16 protein-coding genes are annotated in these 16,732 nt (G+C 31.0%); 1 reads left to right on the top strand and 15 read right to left on the bottom strand.

The genetic code is table 11. From position 1 onward, the window contains the following. Positions 1-11: 11 nt before the first annotated feature. From MKD34_RS09595 to MKD34_RS09530, 14 genes are all read right to left on the bottom strand, one after another. Entirely contained in the window at positions 12-1,325 is a 1,314-nt protein-coding gene (locus MKD34_RS09595; protein ID WP_240221102.1) for a nucleotide sugar dehydrogenase, read from the bottom strand. 8 nt (positions 1,326-1,333) lie between these two features. Further along, positions 1,334-2,512 carry a glycosyltransferase family 4 protein gene (locus MKD34_RS09590; RefSeq protein ID WP_240221100.1) on the bottom strand — a complete coding sequence of 393 codons (1,179 nt, stop codon included), beginning with the start codon at positions 2,510-2,512 and terminating at the stop codon, positions 1,334-1,336. Between the two features lies 1 nt (position 2,513). Then, on the bottom strand, positions 2,514-3,170 hold the full coding sequence (locus tag MKD34_RS09585) for an acetyltransferase (RefSeq protein WP_240221098.1): 657 nt from the start codon (positions 3,168-3,170) through the stop codon (positions 2,514-2,516). Beyond that, a complete protein-coding gene (locus tag MKD34_RS09580; RefSeq protein WP_240221096.1) occupies positions 3,167-3,775 on the bottom strand; it encodes a sugar transferase in 609 nt (202 codons plus the stop codon). The genes MKD34_RS09585 and MKD34_RS09580 overlap by 4 nt, the downstream gene beginning before the upstream one ends. After that, the gene (locus MKD34_RS09575; RefSeq protein ID WP_240221094.1) at positions 3,768-4,946 is read right to left on the bottom strand and encodes a LegC family aminotransferase; all 1,179 of its coding nucleotides are present in this window, start codon (positions 4,944-4,946) and stop codon (positions 3,768-3,770) included. The genes MKD34_RS09580 and MKD34_RS09575 overlap by 8 nt, the downstream gene beginning before the upstream one ends. After that, positions 4,915-6,777, bottom strand: a complete 1,863-nt coding sequence (locus tag MKD34_RS09570; RefSeq protein ID WP_240221092.1) for a polysaccharide biosynthesis protein — start codon at positions 6,775-6,777, stop codon at positions 4,915-4,917. The genes MKD34_RS09575 and MKD34_RS09570 overlap by 32 nt, the downstream gene beginning before the upstream one ends. Before the next feature lie 13 nt (positions 6,778-6,790). Beyond that, positions 6,791-7,855 carry an ABC transporter permease gene (locus MKD34_RS09565; protein ID WP_240221090.1) on the bottom strand — a complete coding sequence of 355 codons (1,065 nt, stop codon included), beginning with the start codon at positions 7,853-7,855 and terminating at the stop codon, positions 6,791-6,793. Between the two features lie 11 nt (positions 7,856-7,866). Beyond that, entirely contained in the window at positions 7,867-9,186 is a 1,320-nt protein-coding gene (locus MKD34_RS09560; protein WP_240221088.1) for an efflux RND transporter periplasmic adaptor subunit, read from the bottom strand. 9 nt (positions 9,187-9,195) lie between these two features. Next, positions 9,196-10,434 (bottom strand): TolC family protein, encoded by a 1,239-nt coding sequence (locus tag MKD34_RS09555; RefSeq protein ID WP_240221086.1) that lies wholly within the window; start codon positions 10,432-10,434, stop codon positions 9,196-9,198. Continuing rightward, a complete protein-coding gene (locus MKD34_RS09550; protein WP_240221084.1) occupies positions 10,349-11,035 on the bottom strand; it encodes a CpsB/CapC family capsule biosynthesis tyrosine phosphatase in 687 nt (228 codons plus the stop codon). Before MKD34_RS09550 ends, MKD34_RS09555 begins: the two co-directional genes overlap by 86 nt. Then, the gene (locus MKD34_RS09545) at positions 11,029-11,859 is read right to left on the bottom strand and encodes a CpsD/CapB family tyrosine-protein kinase (RefSeq protein ID WP_240221083.1); all 831 of its coding nucleotides are present in this window, start codon (positions 11,857-11,859) and stop codon (positions 11,029-11,031) included. Before MKD34_RS09545 ends, MKD34_RS09550 begins: the two co-directional genes overlap by 7 nt. After that, on the bottom strand, positions 11,849-12,592 hold the full coding sequence (locus MKD34_RS09540) for a YveK family protein (protein ID WP_240221081.1): 744 nt from the start codon (positions 12,590-12,592) through the stop codon (positions 11,849-11,851). The genes MKD34_RS09545 and MKD34_RS09540 overlap by 11 nt, the downstream gene beginning before the upstream one ends. Positions 12,593-12,711: 119 nt before the next feature. Then, positions 12,712-12,978, bottom strand: coding sequence for a hypothetical protein (locus tag MKD34_RS09535; RefSeq protein WP_240221079.1), 267 nt, complete (start codon positions 12,976-12,978; stop codon positions 12,712-12,714). A 12-nt stretch (positions 12,979-12,990) separates the two neighbouring features. Further along, the gene (locus MKD34_RS09530; protein ID WP_240221077.1) at positions 12,991-13,815 is read right to left on the bottom strand and encodes a hypothetical protein; all 825 of its coding nucleotides are present in this window, start codon (positions 13,813-13,815) and stop codon (positions 12,991-12,993) included. A gap of 191 nt (positions 13,816-14,006) precedes the next feature. On the opposite strand from MKD34_RS09530, the gene MKD34_RS09525 reads away from it, so the two are divergent. Next, positions 14,007-15,413: an HTH domain-containing protein gene (locus MKD34_RS09525; protein ID WP_240221075.1), complete on the top strand. Its 1,407-nt coding sequence runs from the start codon at positions 14,007-14,009 to the stop codon at positions 15,411-15,413. A gap of 48 nt (positions 15,414-15,461) precedes the next feature. On the opposite strand, the gene MKD34_RS09520 is transcribed toward MKD34_RS09525, so the two are convergent. After that, positions 15,462-16,718, bottom strand: coding sequence for a helix-turn-helix domain-containing protein (locus tag MKD34_RS09520; protein ID WP_240221066.1), 1,257 nt, complete (start codon positions 16,716-16,718; stop codon positions 15,462-15,464). Between the last annotated feature and the right edge of the window lie 14 nt (positions 16,719-16,732).

Genomic DNA, 16,732 nt, shown 5'->3' with positions numbered 1-16,732 from the left:
TTTTACTCCTATTACATTCTCCAATAATTAAATTCTTCAACCATTTCTTTCTTATTAAATATTCCTTTTAAATCAAATATTAATGGTTTTTCTTCAGACTTCGCATATAATTTTTTAAGGTCATTTTTAGTTATCGTCATAAATTCATCATGCTTTACTGCCATTATCACAGCATCGATATTTTTTACAACATCAATAGCTGTAAACTTAATTCCATATTCCTCTTCCGCCTCATGTGAATTTGCAACTGGATCATTTATTAAAATTTCTACCTCATACTCTTTCAGTTCCTTTATTACATCTACAACTTTAGAATTTCTAAGATCTGGGCAATTCTCTTTAAATGTTAGGCCTAATATTAACACCTTTGCTCCTCTAATTACCTTTCCGGCTTTTATCATCTCTTTAACACATTTTTCAGCTACAAATTTGCTCATTCCATCATTAATCCTTCTTCCAGAAAGTATAAGTTGGGAAATATACCCAAGCTCTTCTGATTTGTATGTTAAGTAATATGGATCTACACCTATACAATGTCCTCCCACAAGTCCTGGTAAAAATTTTAAAAAATTCCATTTTGTTCCCGCTGCTTCTAATACTTCGTGAGTATCTATTCCCATTTTCTCAAATATCATTGCAAGCTCATTTACAAAGGCTATATTAACATCTCTCTGTGAATTTTCTATAACTTTTGCTGCTTCTGCAACTTTTATAGATGATGCTCTATGAACTCCCGGTCTTACTATGATTTCATATACCTTAGCTATTGTTCCTAAAGATTCTTCATCCATTCCAGATACAATTTTCACTATTGTTTCCACTGTATTTACTTTATCTCCTGGATTAACTCTCTCTGGTGAATACCCTACTTTAAAATCTACTCCACACTTTAATCCAGATTCTTTTTCTAAAATAGGCACACATATATCCTCTGTTACTCCTGGATATACAGTTGATTCAAAAACAACATATGAACCCTTAATTAGATTTCTACCTATTACTCTTGAGGCTCCCTCTACTGGACCAAGATCAGGAATATTATTTTTTCCTACTGGAGTTGGAACTGCCACGATTATAAATTTCCCTTCAGATATTTTTTTCTCATCTGTTGTATATTCTATAGTTTTTACAGTTTTAAGTCTATCCTCTCCCACTTCATTTGTTGGATCTTCTCCATTTTTATATTTATTTATCTTGAGTTCATTAAGATCAAATCCAATAACACTAGCCCCTTTTTCTGCAAAAGCTACAGCTAAGGGTAAACCTACGTAGCCCATTCCTATTACTGTTATTTTTTCTTGTCCAGTTAAAATTTTACTGTTCATTTTTCCCCCTATTTTTCTATTTTTTTTATTATATTATTCAATTTTTCACACGCTATTTTGGTTGAATATTTTTTTCTTGCCAATTCATATGCACTCTTACTTAATTGTTGCTTTTCTTTTGATTCTTTTATCATCAAAATTTTATCAGCCATCTCTTTTGGATTATCTGGTGAACATCCATATCCAGCTTTAAATTCTTCCAATACTTTTTTTTGCCATCCTCCATAATTAACTAATACGGGGAGTCCTGCAGCCAAAAAATCAAAAAATTTATTTGCACTGTTATCTTCTAAAATTTTAAACTTTTTAGTTATCATTAATCCTAAATCTGAGGTTTTTATTAATTTTACTATTTCTAATTTTGGAAGTGAATCCATAATTAAGATATTTTTTATTTTTTCATTTCTAATTCTTGCTTTTAATCGTTCCTTTTCTTTTCCTTCACCCACAAGCAATATTTTAATTTGTCTATCTTTTTCTTGAATAATTTTTCCAACATCTAGAATATAGTCAAGTCCGTTTACAAACCCCATAGTTCCAGGGTGAATACATATAAAATGTTTTTCAAGATTATACTTTTTTCTTTCAATATTTTTTTCAATTTCTGTAACTTGATCATATAAATAAACATTCGATAGATTATGAATAACTTCAATTTTATAAGATTTTACTCCTTTTTTAATTAAATTTTCATACATCCCTTCCGAAGCAACTATAATTTGTTCAGAACTATTATAAATTTTCATTTCAAACCATTTTAAAATTTTAATTAAAATTTTATTTTTTATAAATCCCAACTCTACTGGAATATCTGGCCATACATCTCTAACTTCAAATATTAATTTTGTTTTCTTGAATCTTTTTAAAATTAATGCAGGCACTCCTATTGTTAAAGGAGTCGAAGTTGCAAAAATAATATCTATTTCGCGTTCTTTATTCCCTAAATATATTGCTTTGATTAAATAATGAAAAAAACTATATATTCTCTGAAAAAAATTCATTTGTTGATTATACTTAGTCTTTGTTGAAATCACTCTAAATTTTAATATACCTTCTATATAATTCTGACTTCCTGTTATTATAGTAACTTCGTTATCCTCAGATAAAAATTTTGAAAATTCATATGACCTTGTTCCACCAGCCTCTTTATTTGTATTAAAGTATTGATGTAAATATAATATTTTCATTTTAATTTCCCTCTATTTCAGTTCTTATTAATCTAATTGGATTTTGCCTTATAACTTTAAAATATTTTCTTATATTCTTTATTATTACAGTTCCTGCTCCTACCATAACTTTCTTTCCTATCTTTTTTTCTTGTATAATAGTTGCTCCTGCTCCTATCCAAGTTTCTTCTCCTATTGTAATCCCCCCACAAAGAGTAGCATTTGGCGATATATGAACATAGTCTTCTATTGTATTGTCATGTTCTATTATACTTCCAGTATTTAAAATACAATGTTTCCCTATTTTAGTGTAAGAATTAATTATAGATCCCGCCATTACAACAGTTCCCTCTTCAATACTGACTTTCTCTCCTATAATTGCTTTTGGATGAATCAATGTTATAAATTTTTTATCAGAATACTTTTCTGCTATTTTTCTTCTAACACTGTTATTTCCAATTGCAATTACATAATATACATCTTCTTGTAATTCAAGCATTTCATCAATTTTACCAATAACAGGAGTTTCAAAAATTTCTATTTTTTCATCTTCATTATATTTATCATCTAAAATTCCTATTATCTTTAGATTATCATCTAAAACTTTATTTCTCTGTAAAATAATATCAATTACAACTTTTGCATGACCACCCGAACCAATTACGATAATTTTTTTCATAATTTATTACCTTCAAATTTTGTCATAGTTGCATTATTCTCTTGAGATATTCCCTCTTTTACAAATACTTTTTTTACTGTTAAAAACAGTATTTGTATATCCAGTAAAAAGTTATAGCTATCAACATAATCTACATCTAATCTAAATTTTTCATCCCAAGAGATTGCATTACGTCCATTTACTTGAGCCCATCCTGTAATTCCTGGAAGAACTTCATGTCTTCTAGCTTGAAAATCACTATATCTTCCTAGATACTCAACTAAAAGAGGCCTTGGTCCAACTAAACTCATCTCTCCTTTTAATACATTCCATAGTTCTGGCAACTCATCTAAACTAGTTGCTCTTAATAGTTTTCCAAATTTAGGAAGTCTTTCAGTATCAGATAGTAGTTTTCCATCCTTATCTTTAGCATCAGTCATACTACGAAATTTATACATAGTAAATATCTCACCATTTTTTCCTGGTCTTTCTTGTTTAAATATCACTGGGCTTCCCAGTTTAGTTTTCACTAAATATCCAACTATCAAAAATACCCACCAAAAACATGTAAAAACTATTAAGGCAGCTAAAATATCTATAAATCTTTTAAAAAAGCATCTATACATTATCTTGGAACTCCTTTAACTTTTCAATTACATATTTTGCATCTTCTTCAGTTAGATTAGATGAGCATGGAATGTTTAAAACTCTGTCATGATACCATATTGCTCTTTCTATTCCATATGCTTGATGATTCTGATATGGCTTTTGCTGGTGAATCAATCCCCAAATAGGTCTTGTTTGAATATTAGCTTCTACTAATTTTTTTAATAGCTTATCTTTATTCATTCCATATTTTTCTTCATCTACAAGCACTGAATAAAACCAATAATTTGGTCTAATATCAGAATTAAACGGTAACAGTGTTAATCCCTCAATATTTTCTATAGCCTCTTTATATAAATTATAGTTCTTTATCTTTGTCTCGATAAAACTTTCTAAATTATCTATCTGGCTAGTTCCAAGGGCAGCTTGAAGGTTTAACATTCTATAGTTATATCCAATCTCATCATGAATAAAATATAGTTGATCCGTTTTAGCTTGAGTTGTTAAGAATCTTATTTCATTTAAAATTTCAGGATTATTAGAAACAACCATTCCTCCTCCTCCAGTTGTAATTATCTTGTTGGCATTGAAAGAAAATACTCCTGCATCTCCCATAGTTCCAGCATACTTTCCAGCATATTTTCCTTCTGTATAATAAGTTCCAAGTGCCTCTGTAGCATCTTCTAAAACTTTAAAGTTAAACTCTTTAGCTAGTTCTATTATTTTTTCCATATTTGCCATATTTCCAAATACATGTACCACTGCTAAAGCAGCTATTTTAGCATTAGTTTTTTTGTTATATGTAACTCTATCTCTAACAATACACTCTTCTCTTAAAAACTTTTCCAAAAGATTTGGATCCATACAAAGAGTGTCATCACAACCTATAAATACAGGAATTGCTCCTTGGTAAGTCACTGGATTAACAGCAGCTATAAAAGTAAGTGTTGGAACTAAAACTTCATCTCCAGGGTTTACTCCTAAAACTCTTAATGATGTATGAAGTCCTGCAGTTCCAGATTGAACTCCAACTGCTTCGGAAGTTCCTACGTATTTTGCAATTTTTTCTTCAAACTCACCTATAAATCTTCCTCCAGTTGATACCCACCCAGATTCTATGCACTCTTTTAGATTTTCCACTATTGGATCTACATCTAAATTAGGCACTGATAGATTGATTGCCTTTCTCATAACTTCCCTCCCTGTATGTTTGCACAAATTTTTTCATTAATTCTTTTAATTCATCCTGCTTTGGATTTTTTACTGCTGCTTTTAGTTTCTCTAAGTGATACTCTAAATCCACGTTCATTCTATCTATATCAGTTATAAATATCTTGTTGTTATCTGTTTTAGTGGCTTTAGTCACATCATAAAGAAGCTCTTCATAAAGCTTTTCTCCTGGACGAAGTCCAACTATCTCTATATTTACTGGTGCATTTGATAATTCAATCATAGTTTTAGCTAGATCCATTATCTTTATTGGTGCTCCCATATCTAAGATAAATAGCTCTCCACCATTTCCTAAGGCTCCTGCTTCTATAACAAGTTGAGCTGCTTCAGGTATTGTCATAAAGTATCTTGTTATATCTGGATGTGTCAGCGTTAGATTTTTACCTTCGCTTATTAACTTTTTAAATATTGGTATAACTGAACCATTACTTCCAAGTACATTTCCAAATCTTACAGCCATAAACTTAGTCTCTGATCTTTTGTTCATCTCCTCCACAACTAACTCACAAGCTCTCTTTGTAGCTCCCATTATATTTGTTGGATTTACAGCTTTATCTGTACTTATAAGTACAAATCTTTCCACTCCATACTTTATAGCCATTTCAGAAACATTTTTTGTTCCAAAGATATTATTCTTTATAGCTTCCTCTGGGTTATGCTCCATAAGAGGCACATGTTTATGAGCTGCTGCGTGGAAAACTAAATTTGGTGAATATCTCTTAAATAGTATCTCTAACTTATCTTGCTCTCTAATGTTACAGATCTCACTTTGAAGATTCAAATTTTTATACTTTCTTTTTAACTCTAACTCTAAGAAATAAAGATCATTTTCATTTACATCTATTGTTATAAGTTTTTTAGGATTATGCTTTGCTATTTGACGAGCTAGCTCACTTCCAATACTTCCAGCTCCACCAGTTACAAATACAACTCTGTTTTCAATAAGTTTATGAATACTATCTCCATTTACAAGTATCTGCTCTCTTCCAAGAAGATCCTCTATACTCACATCTCTTATCTGGTTAGAAAGTTTATCATTTGATAATACCACTCCAACTTGTGGAAGAATCTTTACTTTTATATTTTTTTTCTTACATCTTTCAACTATATTTTTAATGCTCTCTTTATCTATATCTGATATAGCTATAATCAAACCCTTTGCTCTTTTTCTTTCTAAAATCTCCTCTAACTCACCAATATTTCCAAGAACTTTTACTCCATTCACATATATTCCACGCTTTTTAGGATCATCGTCAACAAATCCAAGTATGTTGTATTGAAACTCCTTATTGATTTTAGCCTCTCTTATTAGATTAACTCCCATCTCTCCAGCTCCGTAAACAATAACTCTTTTCTTATCATCATCTTCACCCTTTTTAGGTCGAGTATATGTCCTATTTAATCTAAAAACAAATCTTCCACCTAGTTGTAAAACCATAGCGAAAACTGCTGTTAATAGAACAGTTGCCCTTGAGTAACTCATACCTAAACTTGACATATATACTATTGTTGTAACTAACGTTAATGTATGAGTGTACATTAAATTTAAAACATCTAGTGAGTTAGTGAAACTCCAGCTTTTTATTCCATCTCTTTTAAAAAGATAAAACATTAAGAAGAAACTACCATAGATAAACACATACTCTTTTTTAGCATTAATTAACCATGAATCTTCAAATCTAGCTAGCAGTGCAAATCCAACACCTAAAACTATAGATAGTACATCGATTCCTAGCTTTACAAAATTACGCTTATTTGACAGTAACTCATCTAGTAACTTTTCTTCTACCATTTCATTCCCTCCCTTAAATTTTCAGTGCCTCTACTATCTCTAACTCTCCTGCTCTTTTAGCTGGGAAAACTCCAAATATTAGACCAACACCCATTGTAAGAACTAATGCTCCTACCAATTTTATAAAGTTAAAATATGGTGGTATTTTTAGTAAATTTCCAGCTAGGTACGACACCGCCACTCCAAGGATTACTCCTATAACAGCTCCTAAAGTTATCACCACTGCTGCCTCTATTAAAAATATTTCCATCAAATTTTTTTTACCCATCCCCACTGTTCTCAGTATCCCTATATATGATGTTCTCTCTCTTACCGCTGAAGCTATTAGATTTAAAATCCCAGCTCCACCAACAATTAAAGAAATAAAAGAGAGGATAAATAAACTTTTTCCTACAAAGCTTTTTATCCTCTCCACTTTTTTATAGACTGCTGGCGTTTCTAAAACACGCACCTGGTTGTAAAGCAACCGAGACCTGTTAAGCTCTCTTAGTACAACTGGTATATATTCCTCCCCGTCTTCATCTTGTGGAAAGGAGACTACTAAGCTATTGTAGTTACTCCTTCCAAAGATTCTTTCAAAAGTTTCATCACTAACTATGACTCTATCGCCCATTTTCATAGTTTCAAATGGACTCTCCTCTTGATACAAATCCCTAATTGTAAATTTCCTTTTTCCTAACTCAGTTTGTAGCTCTACTTCTGCCCCCACTTCTGCGTCTAAAAACTGATTTCTATCTAAAACTACCTCATTCTCTTTAAGACTTGGTAGCCTCATAGCCTTTAAAGCTTTTTTACTATAACCTCTATACAGTGTATTACCTACAAGTTTTCTCTTTTCTGGGAAAACTCCATACTCTACAAAAGGCATTCTTTCCATTAGCTCTAAATCTTTACTACTCAGTGATCCACCACCTACGAGAATCCTATTTCCTCCTATGGCAGATAGATCTTTATCTATAATATTTTTTGCTCCATCTCCCAGCGATAGAGTCATAACCAAAGACATAGCTCCAACTATAACTGCCATCAAAGGAAACGCTGCTCTTTCTAGATTTCCCTTTAAAAACCTAAATGCCATCCAAAATCTCATTAGATCACAGCCTTTACTCTTTCACCGTTACTAACTTTAAATGGATTTATTACAACCTCAGTTCCTAGCGGTAAGTTAAGCACTTCATAATCTGTTGAAGTTTTCGCTCCAATTTTTACCTCAGTTTTACGAACTCTTCCTTCATCCACTATGTAAACATAACTTCTATCTCCCTCTTCTATTACAGAAAAAGATGATACAGTTGCTACACTACGACTACTTTCGCTGCTTATCTCAACGTCAGTTATAAATCCAGGTTTTAAATCATTAGCTCCAGCAACTTTTACTTCAACCTCTATAACTTTATCGTTTTTTCCACCTAAAACACTTTCACGAGCTACACTAGAAACTCTAGATACAACACCGTCATAACATAGATCTCCACCTGATGATGAACTTCTCACTATGGCTTTTTGTCTTGGTGCAACACTACTTGCCTGATACATTGGAACTTCAACTTTTACTATACTCTCACCCTTTGGTGAAATAGCTAGTAATCTCTGTCCACTAAAAGCGTTACTTCCCTCTGTCACATCTATTGTTGTAATAACTCCAGCTACTGGTGCTTCGAGAGGTTTTTTTAGTTGCTCTGCACGACGAACTAAAATCTCATTCATAAGTTGTAACTTCTCTAAACTTGACTTTAACTTCGCTTCCTCAATTTGTAACTCTCTTGTTAAACTTTCAAAACTCACAGCTGATAGTTCAAACTTTTGTCTATTTAACTCTAAACTAGTTTTCAAATCCTCTAGTTCGACTATTTTTTTCTCAGCTTCATTCACAGCTTTGTTCGCTTCTGTACTAGAAACTCCATCAGCAGCTAGTAGCTTTTTGTAAGCTTCAGCTTTCTCTTTTAAAGTTCTCGTTTCCGCTGTTAATACTGGAAGTCTTCTTTCATCTCCTCTTATCTTCTCCTCTAAGTTTCTCATCTCAAGTTTTCTGTTATCTAACTCTAACTTTAGTGATCCACCATCAAGGTCAGCTATTCGAAGTTTTATATCTTTTATATCCAACTGATTTATTCTTAACTCTTTATCATTTTCAATAACACTCTTAGAACTAAAAGTCAGTAGTTTATCTCCTGGTTCAACTTCTTGTCCCACTCTTGCCATTACTGATTCAACTAGTACTGGAGCTTCAACATATACAGGTATAACCTCTCCAGGAGCAACCATTCCTGCGTAAAGTATTGAGCTAGATAGATTTCCCATCTCAATTTTTGAAACTTTAACATCTTTTCCAGTTACTTTATTAACTAGAAGATATCCTCCAAGAGCTAAGGTTGCTATCACAGCACCAATCATTAATTTCTTATTCATAACTCTCCCCTACTTATATAGATTCTCATACTCAATTACAGCTAAAACTAATCCTCTTTGAAGTTTATAGAAATCCTCTTCAGCTGTTCTAAGTTGATTTACTGAGTTTAAGTAGTCAAAAGTTGTAACTAACTCATTGTCATATCTTAAGTTATCAATTTTTAGGTTTTCTCTAAGTAGTTCCACTCTTTTCTTTTGAGCTTCACTTTGTCCTGCAAGAGACTCTATCTCTCCAAGTTTGTTTCTCATGTCTAACTCTATCCCTGCGATGTTATTGTCATATTTTATCTTAGCTTGATCTAGCTTATATTCGCTTTGATCCACTGAATCCAAAGTTGCGCCCCAAGCAAAAGTATATCTAACTCCAATTTCAACTCTTCCCTCGTTTACCGTTTCATACTTATGCGTATCTAAATTTTCCTCTTTAAACTTATGAGATGGCTTAACATACAGTATTGGATACAGATCAGCTTTTGCAATTTTCAGATCATATTCAGCTAAATCAACCATTAAATTTTGTGCTTTACCTAAAGTTGTATTTCTTGGATCTTCAACTTTTTTAATTGTTCCAAGAGATTTTAGATAATCTGCTGCATTAAACTCATCTAATGTTATTGCCTTATCTAAATCATATCCAAGAAGTTGCATTAAAGTTTCCTTAGATGCTCTCTCTTTTTGAGCGTTTTCAAAGTTTATTGCTTTATTGTTTTCAATATCCGCTTCAACTTTTAAAACTTCAGATTTTGGAATCATCTTATTCTCTTTATATAGTCCATCAAGTCTATTACGCTGTTTTTGTAGCGCTGTTATTGTTAAATCTGTTATCTCTCGCTGCTTTTTATAATTTAATGCTGCAAAATATGAGTTTACTCCAGCTTCCTGCCAAGAATACACTGCTAATCTTTGTTCTGCTTTAGATAATTCTAACTCACTCTTAGATTTTTTATAGGTGTTCATCATCTTTCCACCTTGGAAAAGAGGTATTGTAGCCTCTATCTTTTCAAATCCAAATCCCTCATTTTTAGCTGTTTCCCAGTCGTTTTCACTCTGTATAGTTACTGGTGGCAAAATTAAATTTCTAAACGCTTTCTTTTTACCCTTCTCTTTTATCTTTACATCTAACTCTTTAACTTTAACCTCAGGATTATCGCTTTCAACTCTTTTAAGAATCTCCTCCAATCCAAGCCCCTGTGAATATGCTCCTAAAGAAAGAATTAAAAACCCTGTTAACAGGTTGTTTTTTCTCATGCCCCTTAGCCTCCTTTTGAATTTCCCTATAACTTCGTCTCTCCACTCCGTGAGCGTCACTACCTAAAAAATCAATATGTTTCTCTTTTTGCAATCTAACTATATGTTTAGGTTTCTCTCCCCCTATGTTTACCTGAAATTTAACTCCAAGTTTTTTTAACCTCATTAAATCGCTACCTTTAAAGTTAGTATATCTTTCCACATGAGCTAAAATTGGGTGAAATCCTGCTACCAAAACTTTTTTTATTAAATTTTCTCCCGCTGGTACTGATGTCAAAGGTGAAAATTCTACTAAAATAAATTTATCCCACATTAAATTAAAATTTTTTTCTTTTAAAACCATATCTATATTTTCATCTAAATAAACTTCATTCCCTTTATGGAGTTTTACTTCTAGATTTAACTCTTCACACTTTTTCTGCAAAATCTTATAATTTTCATCATAGTTTTCATTACAGAATCTCCCTTTATTGTAATGAGATGTTAAATAGAACTCATTAAATCCTAACTTCATTCCATCCTTGATCATCTCAATAGATTCCTCTACTGTTTTAGGTCCATCATCAACTCCAAATAACAAGTGAGTGTGGATATCTACCATCTTTTCCCCTTTTGATCCCCACTTAACTGTCTCTTGTAGTCTCTTTTTAGTTTTTCAACGAACCCTTTAAATCCCTTTTGAGGTTTATACGCTTTTGCTAACGCTTCTCCCTCTTCTGTGTAATAATCCTTATAGTATGAATAGTTATTGTTGTAATATCCATAGTTTCCATATGACAAACCATTTTTATCAACTTTATTTACAACAAATCCGTATATATTTGCTTTTGCATTATTTAGCATAGTTTTACCAAACTCTAACTCTCTTTTAGCAACTTGGTCATAAGCTACAACATACACTACTCCATCGCAATGTTTTGAAAGTATCGCTGCATCACTTGCAATTATAAGTGGTGGTGTATCTAGTACTACTGTATTGTATTTATCTTTTAAATCTTGTAACAATCCTTTCATTTTGTCCCCTAAAAAAAGCTCTGTTACATTATGTGTCACATTTCTAGTAGGAAGAATGTCTAAATTCTTCTCTACATCCTTTAAAATAACATCTTCAACTTTACATTCTCCTGACAATACTGATTCTAACCCACGATTAAAATTAACTCCAAAGCTCTCGTGAGCTCTTGGTCTTCTGATATCACAGTCTATTAGTAAAACTTTTTTTCCTGTGATAGCTATACTCATTGCATAGTTAGAAGCTATTGTACTTTTTCCCTCTTTAGGTGTAGTGCTTGTAACAAGTACTGTTCTTGCTTTCTCTTTCTCATTTAAAAAATGTAAATTTGTTCTAATAACTCTAAGAGCCTCATTCATCTCATGATTATCAGCATCTTTAAAAAATAACTGTCTTCTTGCTTTATTTTCCATCTTTACCTCCATCTACTAGAGAAAGATTGAAATCTGGAACCATTCCAAGCATTGATGTCCCTAAAATTTTCTCTATGTCTTTTGGCTTACGTAACTTACAGAAGAAAAACTCAACTATAAATGCTGCCATACATCCCATCATAATTGAAAGCACAAATGAGATAGCAATTATTAACGCACGCTTTTTAGGCAATGCCTCTCTTGGAATCTCTGCTGGTTCAACAACTTTTATATTTTGAAAGTTCATAACCTCACGAACTTTTAACATAAACTCATTTCCAATCTCATTTACCACAGCTGCGGCTAAAGCTGGATCTCCATTTTTATATGTCAATTGAAGTAGCTCTGTATCTTGAACTGGAGATATTGTAACACTATTTTGTAATCCCTTTAAACTTGTTTCTAAATCATATTTCTTAATAACGCTTTTTAAAATAGCGTTACTCTTAGCTATCTCTGCATAAGTTGTGGCTAACTTTTGATTTACTGATAGCTCTCCACCATCTAGTGAGCTAGCACTGAAATTTCTTCCACTTGATACCATCATTGTCATCTCAGCTTTATACACAGTTGGTCTAGTCATTGCAAAGAAAACTCCTAGTGCAAAAACTGGTATAGCTATCAAGGTAATTAACTTCCATCTTCTAAGAAGTGTAAAAACAAGATCCATTAAATCTAACTCTTCCTCATCTTCATAGAAGTCATCCTCGTAAAAATCCTCTTTTCTCCTCATCCTTCTCCCCATATTCCAATATTTTTTTCATAAAAAAAAGCTGTTCTCTGAACAGCTTTTCACTTTAATTATTAATAATTATTTATGTGTTGCTTTCAGTGTTACTTAATTTTTATTTCTTATTTGTAGCTATAAGGTGTATTTTGTAAATGTGTTAAACTTATTGCATTTCCATGAGCTGATGCGTGAGCTACAGCTGTTGAACCTGTTTGATTTTCTTCTCCATCTGGAGAATCTTTCATTCCAAAAGCCACTAAAAATGAATCGCTTTTTGAAAGTGTTACTGCTGGAGTCTCCTGTGCTGCTGGTGTCTCCTCTGGCTCAGCTGCTAATGCTAAACTACTTACTAATAAAAGTGATGTCATTATTAATAAAATTTTCTTCATTTTTACCTCCCATTAAAATACATATGCTGCTGCTAAAGATCCAATTGCAGCTACTTTATCATTTGATCCCTGTTCATTTATATTTGTTGCTCCTAAAGTAAGTGAAACTGGATAATCTGGGAATGGTACTAAACTTACCCCTGCTGTTAATATATTACTTGTATAATCAACTATTACACTTAATTGAGGATGTACGTAAAGTGCTACTGCTCCAAATCCATCAACTTTATCTTTTCTATCATTTTCTCTATTTATATCTGCATATGAATTATTTCCAAATCCAGCTGTAATAGCTACAGGTATAAATTCATTTGCCCATAATTTTGTAACTGCTGTATAAAAACTTGGATCTTGATAATCTCCATCAAGTCCATTATCATGCCAAAGGTCAAGTCCTATCATACCTACTGACCAACCAAATCCATATTCTTTGAAATGGTGTCCAACATTTAAGTTTAAGTTTCCTCTATTAAAAGATCCGCCATCTCTTGGATCAATACTTCCAATTCCTAAAGATACAGCTCCTCCTATTTTATTGGCATCTCCAAATCCCATTCCAAGTGACATTGCTCCATCAGTGTTATCACTGTCTCTTCTTCCTGAAATACCTGCAAAAACTACTCCGTATGACGAAACTAGTCCAGAAGGTGCTCCTAAAGAAAAACTAGGTAGTGTTGCCATTTCATGAAAATTATCAGCTAAATAGATTAACGGTTTATCACTCACTACTTCTTTTTTTGCAAAAGTTGCTACATTCTCTCCAGTAACGGTTGATAAATCTGATGCATAAAGTGCTGAGCCTAATAGCATTGTTCCCACTAAAACTTTTTTCATCATGTTTTCCCCTCCATATTTTTCATTAGTATGAAAACCTTTTTTATATCTAAGGGTAGTATACTCGATAACTCTTCTTTTTTTCTACTTGAAATTTTTTTATTTTTTTATAATATTTTTTCAAAAGTGTTTGACTTCTGAACTTTTTTACTCTATAATAAACTGGAATTCATTTTCAAAGAGGGGGAAGAATTGTGGCAATTACAATTTGTTCAAAACATTTAAGAGTTTTAAATCTCTTAAATTTCACAGAGGGAAATAACTTGGATTTTTTAGAAAATTTTTTAGAGCTTTCAAGAGCAAATTTAAATGTATATCTTAAGGATCTTTATAGTTCTATTCCAGATATAAATAAAACAAATAAAATTGACTTGATGATTAAAGAGATTTTAAACTGTAATGATCTTTTTTCTATACTAAAAAAACAACAAGTAATTTCAAAAAATGAAAGAGTATTTTTTTTAACTTTAAAGCTTCTTGTAAAAGGTAGCCTTAATTTAGAAACTCTTTCTAAAAAACTAGATGTTTCTAGACGTACTGTTAATGGTGATTTAACTGATATTAAAAAGGATTTGGAAAACTTTCAATTAATTATTGAAAGTCACACTGGTAAGGGTGTATTTTTAACAGGGGAAAATATAAATAGAAAAAGAGCACTTTCATGTTACATATATAAGTATCTGATTGAAGAGCAGTATCTTCCACCAATTTTTATAGATTACTTTCACTCTTTAATCCATAATAGTGAAATTGATACTTTTTTATTAAAGGATATTGAAAAACTCTTAACACTTTCAAATATGGATAATTTTTTTTGTAATAGAGAGTTACTCAAAGCTTTTTATATTAGCTTTAAATACTTTGATGACTTAGGAAATAATTATAATAATACTTTTGGAAATATTTTAAAAGACTTTTCTATTTTTAATTTTTATTTTTCTAAACTTTTTTCAAATGATGATTTAAACTCATTTTATAATATTTTACACCATTCACTTTTCAAAGATATTGATTTTAATGAAATCCCATACTTTTTAAATATTTTAAAAATATGTACTGGAAGTTTCCCAGAAGAGGCCATATATTTCGAAGATCATCTTATCTCTTGGAATGCAGCTAGTAAAAAAATTTTGAATAGACATTTAACTTCTAAAGAAGAGTTAGCTCTAAAAAAGATTATTTTGAGAGTTGGGTTTTCTAGTAGACAAAAACACTATATTCCTGTTCAAGAGTTTTTATTTTTTAACCTGAATATTGAAAAAGAAATTATTCATAAATGTATCTCCCTTTTTACAGAATTAAAACAATACTATTGGAACTTATCTTTTAATGACATCGTTTCTGTTTTTTTTATAATGAACTGTATAAAAGAGGATAAAAAAGAAGTTGTAGTGGTGTATAAAGATGTCCCTAGATATATTGTTGAAAATCTAAAAGATAGATTAGAATATAAATATAACATTTTTATAAAAGACTTTGTTACTATGCCACTATTTGAAAATTTTAAAAAAAATAACTCTGTTAAAACCGTCGGAGTTTTCACAGAGTTAAATTTTGACACTAATGATTTTGAAGTTATAAAATTAGATCTTAATCTATAAATATTAATTATCTACTTTAAAAATTTTAAAGTCAAGGGGGAGTTTTTCCTAAACTCCCTTTTTTATAAAAGTACCATAAATTTCTAATAGTTCTTTTATTAGCTTCTCTTTGTTTACTCTCTCACTATTATTTTCTATAATTTCCAAAAGAGTTTTCAAACTTATAACTCTATTTTTCTCGTTCTCCATATAAGTTTTAATCTCCTTAGCTATATGAAAAACCTCATTTTCAGTTAATTTTTCAGGAAGATAACTTTCATCTTTAGAGTACTTTTCCACTAAAGTAAAGATTTCATCTCTCTCTCCACTCTCTTTTATACTAAAGTTATTTTTTAGTCTATATATAGCTGGGATTAAGTACCCCATAAGTTTTGAACTAAGCTCATCATAATTTAAAGATCCATTAAAAGTTTTTTCCAGTGCTAAAATTAATCCATCTAAATATTTTTCAGTACTTTCCTTTAGCTCCTCTATATTTTCAGTTACTCCACCACTAATAAAGTACTCTGTTATATGTACTAACTCATAACTTAACTCTTTATCTAAATATTTTTCCAAACTATCTCTTGCTATTTCATAGTGAGTAGTATTAACTAAAAACTCATAGTTAACCTTTCTATCTATAACATGTCCCTCTTTTACTCTTTCAAAAGAAACATATAAAAATATCTCCATAAGTTTTACAAAGTCCTCTTTAAACTCCACAGAAAATTTCTTACTGATATTTAAAATAACCTCTTTTAACTCACTTAACAAATCTCTATCTACATTTTGAAAAATATAATCTATATCTAAAGGTGTTATCTCTACATCAAAATATTCTAAAAACTTTATAGACTTCAAATGTCTCAATTTTTTTTCATTTCCAACTATAGAGAATCTATTTTTTTCTGATTCTAACTTTAAACTATATCTTTTCAAACTTTCATTTAAAACATCTATATCTTTTTTCAAAGTAGCTCTTGTTATTCCTAACTTTTCCTCTATAAAACTAAGTCTTACATCTTTCACAAAAAGAAAGGTCATAAGTATAACCTCTGCCCTTTCCTCTTGCTCTAATATATAGTAGTTTTCATAAACCACTTTATAAAATCTTCTTAGTTCACTCTCACTTAGATGAACTAACAGTTTTTTTCTATCCTTCTCTATCCATTTATCCAATATTTTTTTTAGATAAAAGTTTAGATTATCAATTATATATCTTAAATTTCTTTCACTTGTTTCCATTTGAAAAAGAATCTCATCTACTGTTTTCCCAGTATTTATAAGTTTTAAAACTTCTAACTCTTTTCTTTTTAAACTCATTCACATCACCTAAG

The organism is Cetobacterium somerae (assembly GCF_022430525.1).
GTDB lineage: Bacteria > Fusobacteriota > Fusobacteriia > Fusobacteriales > Fusobacteriaceae > Cetobacterium_A.
This window is presented reverse-complemented; position numbering and strand designations above follow the sequence as displayed.